The organism is Paenibacillus humicola (genome assembly GCF_028826105.1).
Classification (GTDB): Bacteria; Bacillota; Bacilli; order Paenibacillales; family Paenibacillaceae; genus Paenibacillus_Z; species Paenibacillus_Z humicola.
On the sequence record NZ_JAQGPL010000001.1, the window covers coordinates 4,793,041 to 4,811,336 of the forward strand.

The 18,296-nt window shown below is 58.8% G+C and carries 23 protein-coding genes and 1 pseudogene; 5 read left to right on the forward strand and 19 right to left on the reverse strand.

The genetic code is table 11. The features are described 5' to 3' along the window. Positions 1–21 precede the first annotated feature (21 nt). The 3 genes from PD282_RS21990 to PD282_RS22000 are packed head-to-tail and all read right to left on the reverse strand — an operon-like array spanning position 22 to position 1,827. Positions 22–885, reverse strand: coding sequence for a phosphotransferase family protein (locus tag PD282_RS21990; protein ID WP_274653231.1), 864 nt, complete (start codon positions 883–885; stop codon positions 22–24). A 14-nt stretch (positions 886–899) separates the two neighbouring features. Beyond that, entirely contained in the window at positions 900–1,052 is a 153-nt protein-coding gene (locus tag PD282_RS21995; RefSeq protein ID WP_274653232.1) for a hypothetical protein, read from the reverse strand. 43 nt (positions 1,053–1,095) lie between these two features. After that, on the reverse strand, positions 1,096–1,827 hold the full coding sequence (locus PD282_RS22000; RefSeq protein WP_274653233.1) for a glycerophosphodiester phosphodiesterase: 732 nt from the start codon (positions 1,825–1,827) through the stop codon (positions 1,096–1,098). Positions 1,828–2,106: 279 nt separating this feature from the next. Here PD282_RS22000 and PD282_RS22005 point away from each other — a divergent pair, with 279 nt between their 5' ends. From PD282_RS22005 to PD282_RS22015, 3 genes and pseudogenes are all read left to right on the forward strand, one after another. Then, positions 2,107–2,484, forward strand: coding sequence for a hypothetical protein (locus tag PD282_RS22005; protein ID WP_274653234.1), 378 nt, complete (start codon positions 2,107–2,109; stop codon positions 2,482–2,484). Positions 2,485–2,497: 13 nt separating this feature from the next. After that, positions 2,498–2,551, forward strand: a pseudogene (locus tag PD282_RS22010) (S-layer homology domain-containing protein); the annotation flags it as partial. Positions 2,552–2,557: 6 nt separating this feature from the next. After that, positions 2,558–2,773: an S-layer homology domain-containing protein gene (locus PD282_RS22015; protein ID WP_274655413.1), complete on the forward strand. Its 216-nt coding sequence runs from the start codon at positions 2,558–2,560 to the stop codon at positions 2,771–2,773. Positions 2,774–2,937: 164 nt separating this feature from the next. Here the strand turns inward: PD282_RS22015 and PD282_RS22020 are convergent, their stop codons facing one another. From PD282_RS22020 to PD282_RS22065, 10 genes are all read right to left on the reverse strand, one after another. After that, positions 2,938–3,759: an aldo/keto reductase gene (locus tag PD282_RS22020; protein ID WP_274655415.1), complete on the reverse strand. Its 822-nt coding sequence runs from the start codon at positions 3,757–3,759 to the stop codon at positions 2,938–2,940. Between the two features lie 47 nt (positions 3,760–3,806). Then, positions 3,807–4,070, reverse strand: coding sequence for a hypothetical protein (locus PD282_RS22025; RefSeq protein ID WP_274653235.1), 264 nt, complete (start codon positions 4,068–4,070; stop codon positions 3,807–3,809). A gap of 424 nt (positions 4,071–4,494) precedes the next feature. Further along, complete coding sequence (locus tag PD282_RS22030) at positions 4,495–4,947, reverse strand: VOC family protein (protein WP_274653236.1); 453 nt, start codon at positions 4,945–4,947, stop codon at positions 4,495–4,497. A 40-nt stretch (positions 4,948–4,987) separates the two neighbouring features. Next, positions 4,988–5,890 carry an NAD-dependent epimerase/dehydratase family protein gene (locus tag PD282_RS22035; RefSeq protein WP_274653238.1) on the reverse strand — a complete coding sequence of 301 codons (903 nt, stop codon included), beginning with the start codon at positions 5,888–5,890 and terminating at the stop codon, positions 4,988–4,990. Positions 5,891–5,908: 18 nt separating this feature from the next. Further along, entirely contained in the window at positions 5,909–6,808 is a 900-nt protein-coding gene (locus tag PD282_RS22040; protein ID WP_274653240.1) for a carbohydrate ABC transporter permease, read from the reverse strand. 16 nt (positions 6,809–6,824) lie between these two features. Further along, positions 6,825–7,742, reverse strand: a complete 918-nt coding sequence (locus PD282_RS22045; RefSeq protein WP_274653242.1) for an ABC transporter permease — start codon at positions 7,740–7,742, stop codon at positions 6,825–6,827. A gap of 83 nt (positions 7,743–7,825) precedes the next feature. After that, the gene (locus PD282_RS22050; RefSeq protein WP_274653244.1) at positions 7,826–9,505 is read right to left on the reverse strand and encodes an extracellular solute-binding protein; all 1,680 of its coding nucleotides are present in this window, start codon (positions 9,503–9,505) and stop codon (positions 7,826–7,828) included. A 128-nt stretch (positions 9,506–9,633) separates the two neighbouring features. Further along, a complete protein-coding gene (locus PD282_RS22055) occupies positions 9,634–10,743 on the reverse strand; it encodes a Gfo/Idh/MocA family protein (RefSeq protein ID WP_274655417.1) in 1,110 nt (369 codons plus the stop codon). Between the two features lie 94 nt (positions 10,744–10,837). Then, positions 10,838–11,719: a TolB family protein gene (locus PD282_RS22060; RefSeq protein WP_274653246.1), complete on the reverse strand. Its 882-nt coding sequence runs from the start codon at positions 11,717–11,719 to the stop codon at positions 10,838–10,840. A gap of 207 nt (positions 11,720–11,926) precedes the next feature. After that, positions 11,927–12,964: a LacI family DNA-binding transcriptional regulator gene (locus tag PD282_RS22065; RefSeq protein ID WP_274653248.1), complete on the reverse strand. Its 1,038-nt coding sequence runs from the start codon at positions 12,962–12,964 to the stop codon at positions 11,927–11,929. Positions 12,965–13,157: 193 nt separating this feature from the next. On the opposite strand from PD282_RS22065, the gene PD282_RS22070 reads away from it, so the two are divergent. Beyond that, positions 13,158–13,631, forward strand: coding sequence for a heme-degrading domain-containing protein (locus PD282_RS22070; protein ID WP_274653249.1), 474 nt, complete (start codon positions 13,158–13,160; stop codon positions 13,629–13,631). Between the two features lie 82 nt (positions 13,632–13,713). Next, the gene (locus PD282_RS22075) at positions 13,714–14,463 is read left to right on the forward strand and encodes an SDR family NAD(P)-dependent oxidoreductase (RefSeq protein ID WP_274655419.1); all 750 of its coding nucleotides are present in this window, start codon (positions 13,714–13,716) and stop codon (positions 14,461–14,463) included. Positions 14,464–14,499: 36 nt separating this feature from the next. Here PD282_RS22075 and PD282_RS22080 read toward each other — a convergent pair whose 3' ends face one another. From PD282_RS22080 to PD282_RS22105, 6 genes are all read right to left on the reverse strand, one after another. Then, positions 14,500–15,021, reverse strand: coding sequence for a DUF6886 family protein (locus PD282_RS22080; RefSeq protein WP_274653251.1), 522 nt, complete (start codon positions 15,019–15,021; stop codon positions 14,500–14,502). Beyond that, entirely contained in the window at positions 15,005–15,142 is a 138-nt protein-coding gene (locus tag PD282_RS22085) for a hypothetical protein (protein ID WP_274653252.1), read from the reverse strand. Before PD282_RS22085 ends, PD282_RS22080 begins: the two co-directional genes overlap by 17 nt. 98 nt (positions 15,143–15,240) lie before the next feature. Next, a complete protein-coding gene (locus PD282_RS22090) occupies positions 15,241–15,558 on the reverse strand; it encodes a thioredoxin family protein (protein WP_274653253.1) in 318 nt (105 codons plus the stop codon). Beyond that, the gene (locus PD282_RS22095) at positions 15,536–15,913 is read right to left on the reverse strand and encodes a MerR family transcriptional regulator (protein WP_274653254.1); all 378 of its coding nucleotides are present in this window, start codon (positions 15,911–15,913) and stop codon (positions 15,536–15,538) included. The genes PD282_RS22090 and PD282_RS22095 overlap by 23 nt, the downstream gene beginning before the upstream one ends. A gap of 229 nt (positions 15,914–16,142) precedes the next feature. After that, the gene (locus PD282_RS22100; RefSeq protein ID WP_274653255.1) at positions 16,143–16,895 is read right to left on the reverse strand and encodes a nucleotidyltransferase domain-containing protein; all 753 of its coding nucleotides are present in this window, start codon (positions 16,893–16,895) and stop codon (positions 16,143–16,145) included. 219 nt (positions 16,896–17,114) lie between these two features. After that, positions 17,115–18,125 carry an LLM class flavin-dependent oxidoreductase gene (locus tag PD282_RS22105; RefSeq protein WP_274655420.1) on the reverse strand — a complete coding sequence of 337 codons (1,011 nt, stop codon included), beginning with the start codon at positions 18,123–18,125 and terminating at the stop codon, positions 17,115–17,117. Positions 18,126–18,296 lie beyond the last annotated feature (171 nt).

Consider the following 18,296-nt stretch of genomic DNA (forward strand, 5'->3'; position numbering starts at 1 on the left):
GCTCTTTAATTGGATATTTTCTCAGCCTTTACGCATCGCCTGCTCCAGCTCCCCGGCGATTCGTTGAATAAACCCGTCGAACCACGGCTTGCCCTGCGGATACCAGCGGCGTGCGGCCTGCGCGAACCAGGCGATGTGCAGAAAATGATACAGCTGCACGATCCCGGCCGGAACCAGGCGCAGCGGATCGAAGCCGAGCGAGATGAGCAGAGTCGCGGTATCCAGCGCAACCGGGCCGCGGATCGGCCGCTGCCAATCGAGGATCCGGTAATCGCCCTGCGCCGCGACGAGTACGTTGTCCGCTTTCAGATCCGCGTGAACAAATCCGGCCGGCAAGCGGATCGCGTCCAGTACCGATGGCGCTTCGCTCCACTCTTCGAGACGGTCCGCAAGTGCGGAATCGACCCGGCTGAAGCCACCCTCCGCGATCAGCACGCGAATATCGTCCAGGGCGGCGCCGATGTGCTGAAGCCAGCCGTCCTCCGACGCGATATCGAACAAAATCGGCGGCCGGCCTTCGATCTCCGCAATCTGCCGGACCAAATCGCCGGCAATTGCCGCCGCTTCCGCTTCGCCAGGCCGAAAATCGGCCAGCCGCGGCGCCTCAACCTCCACCAGAATGAGGGCGCTCGTCTCGCCCTCCCCCTCCAGCAAACGCGCGGGCACCAGCAGCGGCGAACGCGCACGGGCATAGAACCCCGCCTCCAGCGTCGGCGGCGCCTGCACTTTATAAATGAATTTGCCGCCGCCGGCGGTGCGAACGCGCTGAACACAAGACAGAGGCCATTCGTGAATCGTGGCACGCTCCGTCAGCGGACTGCCGAGCGCTTCCGCCAGCTCGCCGTCGTCATGCAGCATCAGATCGAATTCGGGATGTCGGCGCACTGTTTCGCCTCCCTTCAGGACTTCGGGCGGTCTCCGCCGCGCGCGAAAAAGCCGTTTCCGCCCGCAATCGTCAAGCCGTGCTCGCCGTGCGTACCGTTTGTACAATTTCTGCTCGTATGGACGTACGCTTTCGCAATCACTTGCCCGTATGTCCTGTTGTTCGGCAAACGGGCGCAGTTCTCCTGCCGCGGCTTTCGACGATTTACCGGTTCATCGTGCGAGCAGCGCAGCCAGCCGTGCCGGATAATCGGTAATAATCCCCGATACGCCGCTTGCGATCAGCCTGTTCAGCTCCTCTTCGCCGTTTGCCGTGTACGGATAAACCTCAAGCCCCCGCCGCCGCGCTTCGGCAGTGTCATCGGGGCCGATCAGCATATGCTGGGGATGCAGCGAGTATACGTCAACACCGAGCGATGCCGCATAGGCCGCATGGTCAACCAGATCGGCCGCATAGAGCAGACCGATTCGGACGGCGGGCTCCGCTTTCTTTATCGCAGCCAACAGCTTATGGTCGAACGAGGAGACGACCGTGCTTCCCAGCCGGTCCGTCCTGCGCAGGAGCTCCAGCAGAACGGGCGCCAGTTTGCCGCCGTACGCATGCTTCACCTCGACGTTGATCATCATGCCCGCCGGCAGCAGCTCGAACACTTCGTCAAGAAACGGCACCTTCTCCCCGGCATAAGCTTCCGAGAACCTCACGCCGGCGTCCGCCTCCCGGATTTCGTACGCCTGCATCCGGCCAATCCAGCCCGAACGATCGGTCGTCCGGTCCAGCGTCGCATCGTGGCAAACCATCAGCCTCCCGTCCGCGGACAAATGCGCGTCCAGCTCAACGGCGTGCGCCCCCTGCTCCGCGGCCAGCCGGAACGAGCCCAGCGTATTTTCCGGCGCTTCCCCTGCCGCCCCGCGATGACCGATGATGATCGGCTTGTTCGTATCCATCGTTATAGCTCCTTTCGCTTCTTTTTCCACCTTCATCATAAAAGACGGCTCGCTTCGCTGTATACAGGGAGCAGCAAAATATACAAATTCTTATCGTTTCGAAAAAAACATTCGGCTAACATTCCATGCTTATCCTAACGGAGGAAGACGCAAGGAGGGTCAGTTCACGGCCTCGTCCGAGACCGCAATGGGATCGAATCCGATCGGTGGACTTCATCCCGGTCCGGTGATACAATGTGCTAAAACTGAGGTATCATGGACCAGGAGGGGATCGGACCTTTGGCATTCGGCATTGACAGACAAGAGCTGCAGCAGTGGAAACGGAACGTTCTGAAGGGCGAGATCGCCTTCCTGACCCATTATTGGCTGGACCCGCGGTTTGCGGATTGCAAAACCGTCACCAAAGTCGGCTGCGCCGACCTCGCCCGGCTTTCCGCCTGGTGCGAAAAGCACGGTCTCGAGCCGCGCTATATTCACCGCCGCGACCGTTATCCGCATTTCGACCTGATCGGCCGCAAGCAGACAGAAGTGCTGATCCGAGAAGGACAATGGGATCAGCTTCGCCGGTTTGGCCTGGGCGATAGGCGGGAGCAAGCGCAGGAGCGTACGCGCCCGCTGCCGTCGCCGGCCGCCATGTCCGGCGGCTCGGCCGGTTGAGGGAGGACCGAACGGGTACGCCGACGGTACGTTCAAGCCGGACGCTGCGATCAGCCGTGCCGAGATGGCGGTTATGATCGCCAAGGCATTGAAGCTGGATGCAAGCGCGTCCGGATTAACCGGATTCGCGGACGATGCCGATATTCCGGCCTGGGCCAAAGGCGCCGTCCATGCGGTTAAGGATCGAGCCCTAATCGCCGGCCGCGGCGACGGATTATTCGCCCCGGGTGACGCGGTTACCCGCGCAGAGGCCGTAACGGTCCTCGTCAAGTTCCCGGCCGCCGCCTGACCGGCGCGAATAGTCTCCGATGTAACGGCAAAGGAGCTGTCTTACGGCATGCTCCCTTACAGAAGCATGGATTTGATCCTGCTTCTGCAAGGGGAGCTTGACCGTGAAAGACAGCTCCTTTTTCTTTCGTCCCGGTTGGCGAGGAAGCCGCAGACAACGCCTCGTTAAATGATATCCAGCGGCACCTTTCGCGCCGGCCGCGGAAACGCGGCGTCCAGCGCTTTCAGATCCGCTTCCGTCAGCTCGAGCTCGAACGCGGCGGCATTCTGTTTCACATGCTCGGCCGTCGATGCCTTCGGCAGCGCGAGCACGCTCCCGCTGCGAACCGACCAGGCGAGCAGCACCTGCAGCGGCTGAACGCCGTGCTTCTGCGCCACTTCCCGCACCGTCCCGTCGGTGAGCAGGCCCTTTCTCAGCGCTCCCGCCTGCGCCAGCGGGGAATACGCCATGACCGGGATGCCGCGCTCCAACTGCCAGGGCAGAAGGTCGACCTCGATGCCGCGCGAGCCCAAATGGTACAGCACCTGGTTGACGGCGCAGCGGGAGCCGGCAGCCGTTCCGGTCAGCTCTTTCATATCGGCGGTGTCCAGGTTGGAAACGCCCCAGCGCAAAATTTTCCCCGCCTCCACAAGCCGTTCCATCTCCTCCGCCGTTTCGCTGAGGGGGATGCTGCCGCGCCAATGGAGCAAATACAGGTCGAGGCGGTCCGTCCCGAGACGCCGCAGGCTATGCTCGCAGCTGCGGGTGATGCGCCCTCTTCCCGCGTTGTGCGGATACACCTTGGAAACGAGGAACGTCTTGTCCCGGACGCCCGCTACCGCTTCGCCGATCAGAGACTCGGACAAGCCTTCCCCGTACATCTCCGCAGTATCGATCACCGTCATGCCGAGCTCGATACCCAGCCGTATGGCCGCGATTTCCTGCTTTCTGCGGGACGGATCGTCCCCGATCCGCCAGGTTCCCTGGCCGATCGCCGGCAGCTCCATGCCGTCCGGCAGCGTAACCGTACGCTTTGCCACTTGGTATCCCTCCTTCAGCTCAGCTTCGCCATCACCGCGTCGACCAACGTATCGAACAGCTCGTCGTCTTCCTCCAGCGCCGCTTCCATGGCATGAATCTGCTCCTCGGGACCGGATTCGCGGCCGAAGCTCAGGCTGTAATCCCAGCTGCTGCCGTTCTTGCTGAGCAGCGTCACCTCGTACGGCCGCTTGTGCCCCTCCGCCTCAAACAAAACGCGTCCCCGGTACCCGCCTTCCGGCTCCCGGGTAATCTCCGCACGCTGAATGACAATGTTCATCGGTTTACGCCTCCGTTAAAGCTTGTATCGTTTGCCTTCCTCCATCCTATCAAGGGCGGGGAAGCAAGGCAACAGGCAGGACATATGCGGCGGGAAAACGAAGCGCAGCAGGCCGAAGGGCGGTAAAAAATCCACCGCTTGCGACGAAGGGAAGCACAATAATCGGCCGCTTCGTGCATAGGAAAAAAAGGGAATTCTCGCCGGCAGCAGCGAGGATTCCCCATAAATCTTCTATTTATTTCCACCTAAGCAGACTGACTTCCGAGTTCCGGCTGTTACCGTGCCGTTCGCCTTCTGCGGACTGCCTTCCGGGTGCCGAGCCGTCACCGTTCCGTTCGCCTTCTGCAGACTGACTTCCGGGTGCAGGCCGTCACCGTGCCGTTCGCTTGGAGTGGGACGGAATGTGAGTCACCTGCCGCTCAGCCTAAGCCCGGGGCTTGATGTTCAGATTCACGCCCAAATCGTCCTCGGTGTCGACAATCGTCCAGCTGCTGCCCGGATAATAGCCGATCGTACGCATTTCGTAGCCCATCTCTTCGAGCTCGCCGATAATGGCGTCGCGCTTTTCGCCGACCTGGAAGCCGAGATGATGAACGCCGTTGCCGTGCTTGTCCAGAAATTCGCGGAACGTGCTGTCATGCTCGTCGGGCTCGTGCAGCTCGATGACGAAGCTGCCGACCCGGATGACCGCCAGCTTCAGGCCGTAGAAAGCGGGTTTTCCGCGGTATGTCAGGTCAGGGTTATGAGCAGGCGGATTATCGCGGATCTCGGGCACGGGAACATTAAACATTTTCGCCCATGTCTCGGCGGCCTTCTGAATATCCTTTACAACAATCGCAATCTGGATAAAACCGTCGAAGCTGATGTTATTTTCCATTTCAAAATGCACCTTCCTCTTTTTCGGATTTAAGCGGCGATTACAATTCCAAGGTGCTCAGGTACCGAAGATGATCCTTCATGTACTCGTCCGCCTTGAAAGCAAACCCAAACGTGTTTTGGATTTCCGAGACGTCGATCGGCCTGTCGCCGGGGTCGGGACGCCCCTTGTCCTTCAGTACAATTTGGCTTTTGGAGCCGAGGAGATCGACCGCCATTTGCGCGATCTGCGCCCACGTGCGGAATTCGGTGCTGACGGCGGTGTAGTAATTGCGGTTCAAGCTGTCCGAGTGAAGCAGCTCCGTGTATACCTTCACCAGGTCGCCGGCCCAAATGAACTGCGTGCCGTCGTTCTTCACGAAGGTCATGGACTCGCCGGCGCGGGCGCTCCGGACCATATTGACCAGCTTCTGGTCAGGATAAAGCGGTCCGCCCTCGACGCAGGGATTGCCGAACGTATAGCCCGGCCTGACGATATTGGCTTGAATGCGGTATTCATGCGCAATCGACATCAGATAGGCCTCCGAGGCGGCTTTGGTGGCGCTGTAATAGGTAGACGGCTTGATGTAGCCCATGTCGTGGTGGGGCGCCGTGCCGAAGCTGGCGATGGACGACGTGTAAATGATTTTACGGACCCCTGCGTCCGCGGCTGCTTGGAACAGACGGACCGAGGGCACCGTTTCATGCATCATGTTTTCCATCGCCGTCCCGCCCAGCCACGAGAGCGCGACATGCACGCAGGCGTCCTGATTCTTCAGCCCTTCGGCGATTGCGTCCGCGTCGTCCATCCCTCCCGCGACGAACCGAATTCGCTCATGGCCGACAAACCCGGGCACCTTGTCCGGATTCCGGGCAAGGAGCGTGAGCGTGTGGCCGTGATCGAGCAGTTCCTTGACGACATACGAGCCGATAAACCCGGTTCCTCCGGTTACGAATACATTCATTGTACCACTCCTTCCATATTATTCCTTGACGCTGCCCATCACAAGACCGGTCGTAAAATACTTTTGCAGGTACGGATAGATAAGCAGAATCGGGATCATGGCCAGGAACATTTGCGCGGCACCCGTCGTGCGGGCGCTGACCAGCGACAAATATTTGGACAGGTTGCCGCTGAGATCGGTGTTGTTGCGCATAAATTCCTGCGGATTTACGACAACCGTCTGCAGGTAGGTCTGCAGCGGATAGTTCTCGATATGGTTCATATAAATCATGCCGTCGAACCAGCTGTTCCAATGATCGACGACCGAGAACAGCGTTACGGTCGCAATCGTGGGCAGCGACACCGGCAGCACGACGCGGAGCAGCGTCTGCACATGGCCCGCGCCGTCGATATACGCCGCTTCCAGCAGCTCCTTCGGCAGGCTGCGCATATAGTTCATCACGACCAGCATGCTGAATACGGGAAGCGCGCCCGGCAGCACGAGCGACCAGACGGAATCGATCAGCCCGGTCGTCCGGACTACCATATACGTCGGGATCAGCCCGGCATTGAACAGGATGGTCACGACAAAAAACCAGGAAAAAATGTTCCGTGCGCCAAAATCCGTCTTCGACTTGGAGAGCGGATATGCCGTAATGATGATCAGCAGCAAATTAAGCGGCACGCCGATCGCCACCCGCTTCAGCGAGATCAGCAGCGAAACGAAAAATTTCGAGGTATTCGTAATGAATTCATACGAAACCGTCGTAAAGCCGATCGGAAAAAACGTCACCTCGCCCGCTTCGACCGCAACTTTGTCCGAAAAAGAAACCGCCAGCAGGTTAATGAACGGCGCCACGCATACAAATGCGATCAGCAGCAGGAAAACGGTATTGCACACCAGAAATATTTTGCGCGGCAGGGACGCCTTGATCGTCATGGTTTCTGTCCTCCTTTCAGAAGACTCGATATCCGGTGAATTTATCGGCCAAATAATAGGAAACGATAATGAAAATCATCGACACGCCGGACTTGAACAGGCCAGCGGCCGTGGACAGCGCGTATTGCGCCTGCTCGATTCCGAGCCGGAACACGAAGGTATCCAAAATATCGCCCGTGGAATATACGACGGGACTGTACATATTGTAAATTTGGTCGAACCCGCCGTTCAAAATGTTGGCCAGGCCGAGCACCGTCATCAGCACGATCATCGACGAGATGCCGGGCAGCGTAATGTGCAGAGTTTGCTTCCAGCGGTTCGCGCCGTCGATGACGGCGGCTTCGTAAAGCGCCGGATTGATGCTCGTCAGAGAAGCCAAATAAATGACCGATCCGAAGCCGAAGCCCTTCCAAATATCGGTCACGACCATCGTAATGGGAAACGCGGTCGGGCTGCCGAGAAAATAAATCGGCTGGATGCCGACCTTGCCAAGGAGAACGTTGACGAATCCCCCGGTCGGCGACAGCACATTGATCAGAATGCCGGATAAAATGACCCAGGACAGGAAATGCGGCAAATAGACCAAAGTCTGAAACATACGCTTCGTCAGCACATGCCGGACTTCGTTGAGCAGCAGCGCGAACACGACCGGCACCACGATTCCCGCGATCATTTTGCAAAAGGCGATAATAACGGTATTGCGGATAACCGGCCCGATGTTGGGCATCGCGAACAGCGTATGAAAATTTTGAAGGCCGATCCACTGCTGGTCGCCGAACATCCCTTTCGCCGGAACGAATTTCTGAAAAGCGATAATAACGCCCCCCATGGAGCCGTAGCTGAAGATCGCCACCAGCACAACCGCGGGGATCAGCATGATGTACAAGGGAAGCTCCCTGATCAGCTTGTCCTTCCGTTTCAAAGCTGCAAACATCCGTTTTCCACCACCTGTAGCTTAAAATAGGACCGGCGGGCCTGCGGCGAAGCGAATCCGCCGCAGGCCGCTTTAGGAATCGCTTAGCTGCCGGCCGGGTAAAGCTTGTCCATCTCGTCGAGCGTTTGCTGGCCGCCCGCCTTAAGCCACTGCTGCACGAAGGTGTCGAAGTAATCGACGGGCTTGGCGCCGGTGATGATGTCGGTGAAAGCCGTGATCGTGAGCGTATCCAGTGAAGCCACGTTGGTCAGCCACACGTCGGGCCGCTGAATGCCCAGAATGCTCTGCACGATCGCCTTGTCCGGGATATATTTGTTCAGGACGATCGGCAGCGAGCCCTCTTTGGACATCTGCCCCCAGGTTCCGAAGGCGTTGTCGTCGTTTTTCATCGTCCCGTTCTCGAAGCCCACGGTGTAGTCGTACAGTGGTTTTGCGGCTGGCGGCAGGCCGTCGGACGATTTTTTGTCAAGCGCCTTCTGGATATCGGATGCGAAAACCTCACCCGGCATGTCGATATACACCGGGGAGAGCCTGTACTGCTCGTCCGCCCAATATTTCTTGTAATCGTCGGCCGTGGAGTAATTGACCGTTTTGTCGTACAAATTCAAAATTTCGATCGCCGCTTCGGGATGCTTGTAGTTCGCGCTCACCATCGTCATCTGGCCGACTGCGTTGCTCTCGATGCCGATTTTGTAATCGATGCCGGACTCGGTCGGAATCGGGTACGGATGGACGATCACGCCGTCTTTCTTGTACACGTTGTTGTAAGGATACCAGGTGCCCCAGTTGCTGCCGTACGCCATGCCGATTTTGCCGCTCGTAATGTCTTCGACCAGCGCCGATTCGTCCTTGCTCGTAAATTCCTTGTTGATCAGGCCTTTCTTGTACATATCCGCGAGCAGGGCAAGCGCCTTCTTCATGTTCGGCTGGATCCAGGCGAACGTCATTTTGCCGTTCTCGTCGCGGTAGAACATGCTTTCGTCGCGTCCGGGGACGCCGAAGGCCGAGACGAGACCGAGAATGCTGCCGTGGTTTTGACGGATGAGATCCTTGTTGAGCGCCAGACCGTACGTGTCGCCGTTGATGCCGTCACCGTCCGGATCGCCTTTGGCGAATTTCTCGGCGAGCGCGACCATTTCTTCGACGGTTTTCGGCGGCTGGGAATGGGTCCGCTTCAGCCAGTCTTCGCGAATCCAGAGGAACGGCGCCTCATGGAAGTTGTCGTTCATGCGCGGGATGGCATAAAGCTTCCCGTTGACCGTTGCGCCCTTGAACGAATCGGGGAACCGTTTCTGGTATTCCTTGATCGAATCGGATGCATATTTGTTAAAAACGTCGGTGAGATCGGCCAGCTGCCCGTTCTGCGCCAGCTGCAGGAACACGTTCGCATCCTGCGTTTTGAAAATGTCGGGAAGGTCGCCGGAAGCGATGACGGCGTTCAGCTTGTTTTTGTAGGCGTCGGTGCTGCTGTCGGCGGAAAAGGCGACCTTGAGATCGATGTTGAGCTTGTCCTTGATTAGGCGGCTCCAGCGGTTGTCATCGTAGGTTTCGTTGTCGAGCAGCTTCGAAGCCGCCGCGGTCTGGACGGCCCAGTTCATCGTGACCGGCTGCGCGTATTTGCCGTTTGCGTCCGGCAATTCGGCGCTGTCCGAGCCCGAATTCGAGCCCTTGTCATTGCCGCCGCCCGTACAAGCGGCGACGCTGGTCAAAAGCGCTGCACTGACAAAAAGCGGTACTGCCCGTTTGGTGATCGTCTTGTTCACTTGCAATTACCTCCCTTTTTTTGCGGTACGACACACCCTTTGAAGCTTAAACAAAAAGACGGCGGACGGCATCTATATGAAAGCGATTACAGCGTGTGGTTGCGTCCGCCGTAAACGCGCGTTTTCAGTCAGTACGGCGGGACGGCGATCCACTGCCTGCTTGCCGCCGACCGCTCGACCGCTTCCAGCAGCAGCTGATTGCGGTAGCCGTCCTCGAAATTCGGGGACGGGCTGACGCCCCGGTACAGACCTTCCATGAACGCGGCCATCATGTTGATGAACGTATGCTCGTAACCGATAATGTGTCCGGCCGGCCAATAGCTGCCCGCCAGCGGGTGAACCGCCTCCGTGCACGAAATCGTGCGAAACCCCTGAACCCCTTGGGGATCGTCTTCGAGGTACAATTGCAGCACGTTCATGTTTTCCATATCCCAGCGGAGCGAGCCTTTGGAGCCGTTGATCTCGAACCGGTTGCCGTTGCGGTTTCCTCTCGCGAACCGGCTTGCCTCGAATACGCCGAGGGCGCCGCACGCGAATTTGGCCAGAAACGACGAGGAGTCGTCGACGTCGACCCGCCCCTTCTCGCCCGGCCTGCCGTCAATCGGCCTCTCCTGCACGAACGTATGCAGCATGCCGGACACTTCGGCGATTTCGCCGACAAGGTACCGCGCCAGATCGACCACGTGCGACATCAAATCCCCGTGCGCTCCGGACCCGCTGTCCGCCTTGCGAAGGCGCCAGTTAAGCGGCAGGCTCGGATCCGCGAGCCAGTCCTGCAAATATTCGCCGCGAAAATGGTAAATCGTCCCGAGACGCCCTTCCGCGATCAGCTTGCGAGCCATCTGCACCGCCGGAGCGAACCGGTAATTGTGGCACACCATATGCACGACGCCGGCTTTCCGGACGGCGTCCAGCATTTCGGCCGCCTTGTCCGCGCTGACCGCCAGCGGCTTCTCGCAGATGACGTGCTTGCCCGCTTCCGCGGCCGCAATCGCGATTTCCGCATGCAGATGGTTCGGCGCGCCGATATCGATGACGTCGATATCCGGCCGCTCCAGCAGCCGCCGCCAGTCCGTTTCCCAGGACAGCCAGCCCAATTTATCGGCCGCCCTGCCGACTTCCGCCTCGCTGCGGCCCGCGACCGCCTGCAGCACCGGCTCCACCGGCGTATCGAAGTAGAAGGGCAGATCGCGATAGGCGTGGCTGTGCGCCTTTCCCATAAACCTGTAGCCGATCATGCCGATCCGGGCTTTCTTCTTCACGTTCACGCTGCATCCCCCTTTCGACCGCCTGCCGGACCGCATCGTTCACGGGCAAGCGTCTGACGCTGAGTTAGCCCTTCACCTTATAGCTGACAAAAGCGATCCGCCTGCTGTCGGGCGACCACGAGTTGACGTTGATCGTCCCTTGTCCGCCGAACAGCTCAGCCAAGGTCCGAAACGGACCGCCGGCGCTGTCCATCAGCCGGAGCTCGACGTTCTTGTTTGCGGGATGATCATTCGGCGCGACGTCGCCTTTGCGGTAGGCGAGAAAAACAACCTTGCCGCCGTCGGGCGAAACGTGCGGAAACCAGTTGTTGCTCTCGTCAAACGTCATCTGCTTCTGCTCGCTGCCGTCCGCGTTCATGCGCCACACCTGCATGAGCCCTGAGCGCGTAGAGTTGAACCAGATGTGACGGCCGTCCGGCGAATATTCGGGCCCGTCGTCCAGCCCCTCCGTATCGGTCAGCTGCGTCTCGACGCCGCCGTCCGCCGGAATGGTATAAATGTCGTACTGTCCGTTGCGTTCCGCGCAGTACGACAGCGTTTTCCCGTCGGGAGACCAGCCGTGCAGGTAGCTCGGCGCCATCGGCGTCACGAGAACCGGCTGCCCGCCTGCCAGCGGGAAAATGTAAATGCGCGACTGGGCGTCTTCCCTCGTATGATGGCTGACCGCGATACGCTTATTGTCCGGCGAGAGCACATGGTCGTTATTGCACTGATTCGCGAATCCCGAATCGATCGCCGTGCCGGCTTTTGTCGCCAAATCGAACGAATAGAGCAGGCCGCCGCTGTTGTAAATGAGCCTCTTGCCGTCCGCGGTCCAGTTCGGCGCTTCGATCAGATCGTCGAACTCGGCCAGAAGCTCGCGCTCCCCGCTTTCGACGTCCATCGTCTCCAGATAGCTGATGACGTTCCGTTTCTCCACCTTGCGCGGTTCTTTAAGCGTTTTCAATCGTTCGCCCTCCATCCGTAATGTTGATGCGTCCACGGAAGGCCGAATCCTCATTCCTTCCGACCCTTCCGATCCTTCCGAAGTCTGCGAATCGGCGATGCCGCGTCCGTGCCATCCGGCCGCCTTCTTCGCGGGCCGTTCGCAGGAAACGGCCGCCGGCGGCAGCGCCGATCCTATGAACGCGTGTTTATATTTGCCGAAATAAAGCTAGATTCTTCTGCACGAATCGCGGATAACCAAACTGCAGTCCAGCGTGATTTCTTTGTCGATGTCCTCCGCATCCTCGATTTTGGCGATCAGGATCGAGGTCAGGTGCTTCAGCATGTCGCTGAAATCGACCCGGATCGTCGTCAAAGCGGGATGATGCAGCCGGCTCAGCGCATGGTCGTCGAAGCCGATGACGGACATATCCTCCGGCACCTTCAGCCCCTGCTCTTTCAGCGCCCGGATTGCGCCGAACGCGACGCTGTCGTTGGCCGCAATGACGGCGGTGGGCAGCTCGCACCCGCTGCGGAGCATCAGGTGGATGGCCTCATAGCCGCTTTCCTCGTGAAAATCGCCGGGCAGCACCCAATCCGGGTTGACGCCGATGCCGCACATGCGCATGGCATTGCGGAAGCCCTCGTATTTGGTCACGCCGGAGAGCCGGTTCAAGTCCCCGTTAATAATGCCGATCCGGGTATGGCCGAGACCCGCCAAATAAGCGACCGCCTGCTTCATGCCCGAATCGTTGTTGAAATTGGCGACGATCCGGTTCGGTTTCGGACCGGCCGGCTGCTGGTCCACGACGCCGACCATAAAGCCCTGCTCGACCAGCGCTTCGATGAGCGGCTCGCCGTTCGCCGCGCCGATAAAGATCCCCCCGTCGATTCTGTGCTGGTAAAAAATTTCCTTGACGTCCTTCGCCGTGCGACTGTCCTTGGCGTCGCGAATGATATGCGTCAGGACGTAATAGCCGCAGGCCGAAGCGTGTTCAATGACGCTGACGATCAGCCCGTTCGTCAGAACGTCGCCGGACACCCTGCGCGGCTCGATCAGAAAAAGGCCGATCGTGCACGCCCGTTTGCCGGCCAGGACCCGGGCAGACACGTTGGGAAAATAATTGTGCTGCTCGATCACTTTCAACACTTTGTCACGCGTTTCCGCGGGAACGTTGGCGTAATTGTTGATCACCCGGCTGACCGTGCTTCTGGAAACGCCGGCGAGCCGGGCGATCTCGGCGCTGTTTATAGGATTGGTTTTCAAAAGTTGCCTACCTCTTTCGTAAACGCGCGTTTACGGTTTCAATATACCACACGCCGATAAAGCGCTGTCAAGCGCTATTTTAAAAACTTTTTTTTGCGGTCCACCGAAAAACGCCCTTGAATAAACACGCGTTTATGATATACTGGGGGCAACCAGGGCTTTCCATCTATGACTGACGGAGGGAACATCGCTTATGACATCCGGGCGTTCGCTGGACGAGCTGATTCGGGAAGAAGAAGAGCTGCAGTTCGATTCGTTCACCCATGACACAGCACTGCAGATCGGACTGACGATTATCGAGCTGGCCAAGGCGCAGGGCAAAGCCGTGACCATCGAAATCCGCAAGGGCGCTCAGCAGCTGTTTCATTATGCGTTCGAGGGCACTTCCGCCGACAACGACGATTGGGCCGCCCGCAAGGCGCGGGTCGTGGAGCGCTTCGGGCGCAGCTCGTTTTATCTGGAAACGGAGCTGCGAGGCTCCGGCAAAACGATTGCGGAGCGTTATTTTCTCGATCCTTCGCAGTATGCCCCGTACAACGGCGCGTTTCCGATCCGCGTGCGCGGCGCCGGCGTCATCGGAGCCGTTGCGGTTTCCGGCCTGCCCGGCGATCAGGACCACACGCTGGTGACATCGGCGCTGAAACGATATTTCGCTTCGCTTTTGTAAACGGCTGCCGCCGTATAGCGAAAGTCAGCCGAAAAGTTAACCTTGCCTTTGATTGAAAAATAGGAGGGAGCTTGGCGTGTTGATGAATGTAAAAGGAAGATGGGCACTTCTTACCGGCGCAAGCCGGGGCGTCGGATATCAGACAGCCATCTTTATGGCCAAACAAGGCTGCAATCTGATTCTGCACAGCCGGAAGCTGGAGCATACACAGCAGGTGGAGCGGGAAGTTAAAGCGCTGGGGGTCGATGCGTACTGCGCCCAGGCGGATCTGGCGAGCCGCGAGGAAGTCACCGCGATGCTGGACGAAATCGAAGCGAGAGGAACGGTCGTCGATATCGTGTTCAATAACGCGGCCGTGCAAATCGCTTACCGGACCGACTACTACAAGACGCCTGTGGAAGATTTCGAGACGAGCTTCCGGATCAATTTCATCGCGCCAGCGGTTATTTGTAACCGCTTTATTCCGAAAATGATCGAGCGAGGCTTCGGACGCATTGTCAATACGACGAGCGGCATCAAGAACGAGCCGGAGCAGTCGGGCTATGCGGCCAGCAAGGCGGCGCTCGACAAATACACGAAGGATCTGGCTTCGCGGCTGGACGGCACGAACGTCATCATTAGTCTGACGGATCCCGGCTGGTGCAGAACCGACATGGGCGGACCCAAAGCGCCGAATGCGGTGGAAAGCGTCATCCCCGGCATCGCCGTCGGTGCATTCGTGAACGATAAGAAAAGCGGACGTTTCCTGCATGCGCAGCATTTTGCCGGAATGACGCTGGAAGAGGCTGTCAGCGAAGCAGAGAAAATGGAAGCGCATCCGTACGTGATTTAGCAGCGCGTTTTGCGGCGATCGGGCAGGTGACGACCTTCATCCTTCACCCGGCTCCTTTGCAAATCGGAATCGGTATATGCCGAAATCCTTCACCGTCGACGATAGAATGGCATTGCGAAGCGGATGCAGATCGGGCGTGAACCGCAGCTCCGCCCCGGTCTCCAGGATGCGTTCGATCAGCCCGTTCACCGGCTCGACATCGACAGGCCGCACCGTTTCGCGCGAAATATAATAGCCCGCCGAACGGTCGAAGCATGCGAAGCCCGCCTCCGGCAGCGCGTAACGATAGAGTGTGCATCCTTTTATCGCTTCGTACCAGCCGGCTTCGACCGTCACGACGGTATGTGCGCCCGTAAATCCAAAGAAGTTCCGCTCGTCCCCGGCGCTTATGCCTGCCGACCGCCGGTAAACGATCCGCGGACAATTGCGCGGGAAATAATAGGTAATTTGATGCTCGTCGTCAATCGCCCAAACAACCGGAGGAAAGCCAATGCGGGCGGGCTGCTCACGCGGCACGAACATGTCGATGCCGGGATTTTCGCTAAAATGATACAGCATCCGCAGACTCCGCATAATCCAGAACTTTTGCCGTCCAAACAGTCAGGCCGTCTTCGTCATCATCCCATACGCGCGTCTTACTCAGGTCGTCATGCTTGCTGTCCCAATTGCCTTTGCTCATGTCGCAGCTCCCATCGTCCGATTTACGTTGTTGACCTTCAATTTACCATAAGGACGCGATTCACGCACGGATGAATCTTGCGCCGTCCGCTCGACTGTTTACAACAGCTTCTCGATCAGAGATCGATAGGCGGTTGCCGGCCGGAGGCCGCCCAGCTTCTCCACAGGCTCGCCGTTATGGAAAACAATCACGGTCGGCAGCGACATGACGCCGAAATCGGCCGCCGTTTTCGGCGATTCGTCGCAGTTGACCGCCACGACCGCTGCCCGGTTCCCGAATTCGCCGGCCAGCTCTTCGATGACCGGCTCCAGCGCCCGGCAGGGCGGGCACCACGGGGCGCCGAAATCGGCCAGCGTTACGCCTTCGGCGCGAATCGCCCCGCGAAACGTCGCATCATTGACAGCTTGAACACTCATCTTCTTCCTCCTCTTCGACGATCGAACGGATGCGATCCTCAAGATTTGTTTTAATGTTTTGCAGCAGGCGGATCTGCTCGTCGATTTCCCCCAGCTTCTGCTTATAGATCGGGAGCACCTCCGAGCAGAACCTTTCCTTGCGCTGGAGCACGCAGTGCAGGAAGCCGGCGATTTGAACGGTCGATATCCCGAGCGAGAGGTAAAACTGGATGACGCGCACCTGTTCCTCGGCAAGCGGCGAATATTCCCGGTAGCCGTTGTCCTGCCGAACCGGCGCGAGCAGCCCCTGCTGCTCGTAATAGCGGAGCGAGCGGATGCTGACCCCCGTCCGCGCCGACAGCTCTCCGATTTTCATAAGTCCCGTCCCCTTCCGTTATATGCGGTACAGGCGCACGTTTATTTTAAACGATGACATCGATGTGAGGGTCAAGACAAAAGAAACGGCCGCTGCCATCAAGGCAAGAACGGCCGGCTTGTTTACGGGCGTGCTTTTCGCCCGGCTGCCCGGAACGCCCAGCCCCGCAGCAGCAGTTGGCGCGGATCAACCGGCGTTATACGGCGGTGCAGCCCGATCCCCGTGATAATTAAGCCTTTCGCCAGAAGTGGGTCGTTAAATCCCGATAACCCGCCTCGGTCAAGATGGAATCCATGACGTTCCTTAACGTTCGATATACGGGGTTCCCGGCGATCCATTGTTCACAAAGCGTTACAATTTCCGCCCCTTGCTCGTGGCTGTTGTTGAGCCAAAACCTTTTCCACTTCGGGTAAGGATAAGGCTCGTTGCGTACAAGAAAAGGTAAGGCCAGCGCGGATTCGATTGTTCGGTTCATCATAATCGATTTGCCTAGAGGTTCCCGTGCCGCCTCAACGGTAACTCCCGTGCGAAAGTCTTTGTAAGCCTGTTTGATTAAATCGGGCAGCGTGAGATGAAATCGCTTGGCTGCATCATGGAGCAGCTGCGGCAGCACCTGCTCGCGATCCTGGATCGCAACCGCGTGACGGTATATCCATAGAACCTCCGGATCGCTTCCATTCAGCCGGGCTTGAAGCCAGCTCAAGGGCCGCATTTTAATATCCATTAAGGGCCGATGATCCCCGTCGTGAACCCACAAGTGCTGGACCCCGCCCGCCCGGTCGACCAAAGCGAGGTATCGCTCGTCAGGCAGGATCAATTCCAAATCGAGATCCGATGTTTCGTTAAACGTTCCGATTGAATAGCTTCCGGTAACCGCGATCAATGCGGTGCCCAAAGCCTCCGCAACGAAGGGAAATGCGCTTTGAAGCTTCAGCGGGCCGTTAAAATAATCTGAAACCACCTGTTGGACATGGGTGTTCATGTCACACCACCTTTGCCGATGACTCGTTTACGAGCTGCTCCTCCGTATATTTTGCGGGCTGCGATGCAGGTGCATATTCCTTTTTTCAATTACAGACCGGCATTCTTTTTATCATTGTAACAAAAACAGCGCACAAGAGGCGTGTAGCATCCATTTCGTAGAAAAAGGAGCGGCCGCGCATTTTGCGCAAGCTCGCTCCCCCGGTGCAGCAAACGTCCCTTACGCGCGGGCATTCAGCTCGAACGCATCGGCAAGCAGCTCGTACGACCGCCGCTTCGCTTCGTAGTCGTACATGATTGTGGCGATCATGATTTCGTCCGTGCCGTACGCCTCGCTCATGGCCAGCAGACGCTCCCGCACCGCCGCCGGCGAGCCGACGACCATCCGCTTGCGGTTCTCCCGCAGGCGCATCCGCTCGACGGGCGAATAAGCGTACGCCAGCGCCTGCTCCGGCGGCACGACGCCGTCCGTCAGTCGGCCCTGCTCCAGCATGACAAACTGATAATCGATGCTGGCCGCGAGCCGCTCCGCCTCTTCGTCCGTGTCGGCGCAGACGGCGAAAATGGCAACCATCGACTTCGGCGCCGTCCCCTGCGCGGACGGCTCGAACCGTTCGCGGAAATAGCGGACGGCCGACTCCCCGCCGGCGCCGTTGATGAACTGGGCGAACGCGAACGACAGTCCGCGCTCCGCGGCCAGCATCGCGCTGTCGCCGCTGGAGCCGAGCAGCCAAATTTCCGGCGCCCCTTCAACCTCGGGCAGCGCCTGCAGGCCGGGGAAGCGATGCTCCGCGCGGCGCGCCAGGTTTAAATAATGCATCAGGTCGTCGATCTGCTGCGGATACCGGTCGATGCCGCCGATCCGCCCTTCCTGCATCGCCCGCGTGACGATCGGCATGCCGCCCGGCGCCCGGCCGAGGCCAAGGTCGATGCGTCCCGGATACAGCGCTTCGAGCAGGCGGAAATTTTCGGCCACTTTATACGCGCTGTAATGCGGCAGCATGACCCCGCCCGAGCCGACGCGGATCGAATCCGTCCGCGCGGCGATATGCGATAGGAACACTTCCGGGCTGGAATGCGCCAGACTCGGCATATTATGATGCTCGGCCACCCAGAACCGGGTATAGCCGAGCCGTTCCGCCAGCTGCGCCAGCTTCACCGTCTCCTGCAGCGCCTCCGCGGCCGTGCCGCCCTGCGGCACCGGCGTCTGATCGAGCACGCTCAGCCTGATCTTCGTCACCCGAACCCCTCCGTTTTATCCAATGATGAAATGCGACTGAAGCGCACCGTTCCCGTTCTCGTCCGCCAATGGGACGAAACCGGTTCTTTCAGCATCATAACGCAAGCACGCCCCCGGCCGCAAACAGCCGGAGGCGCGGGAAAAGCGCGGAAACGGGCGATA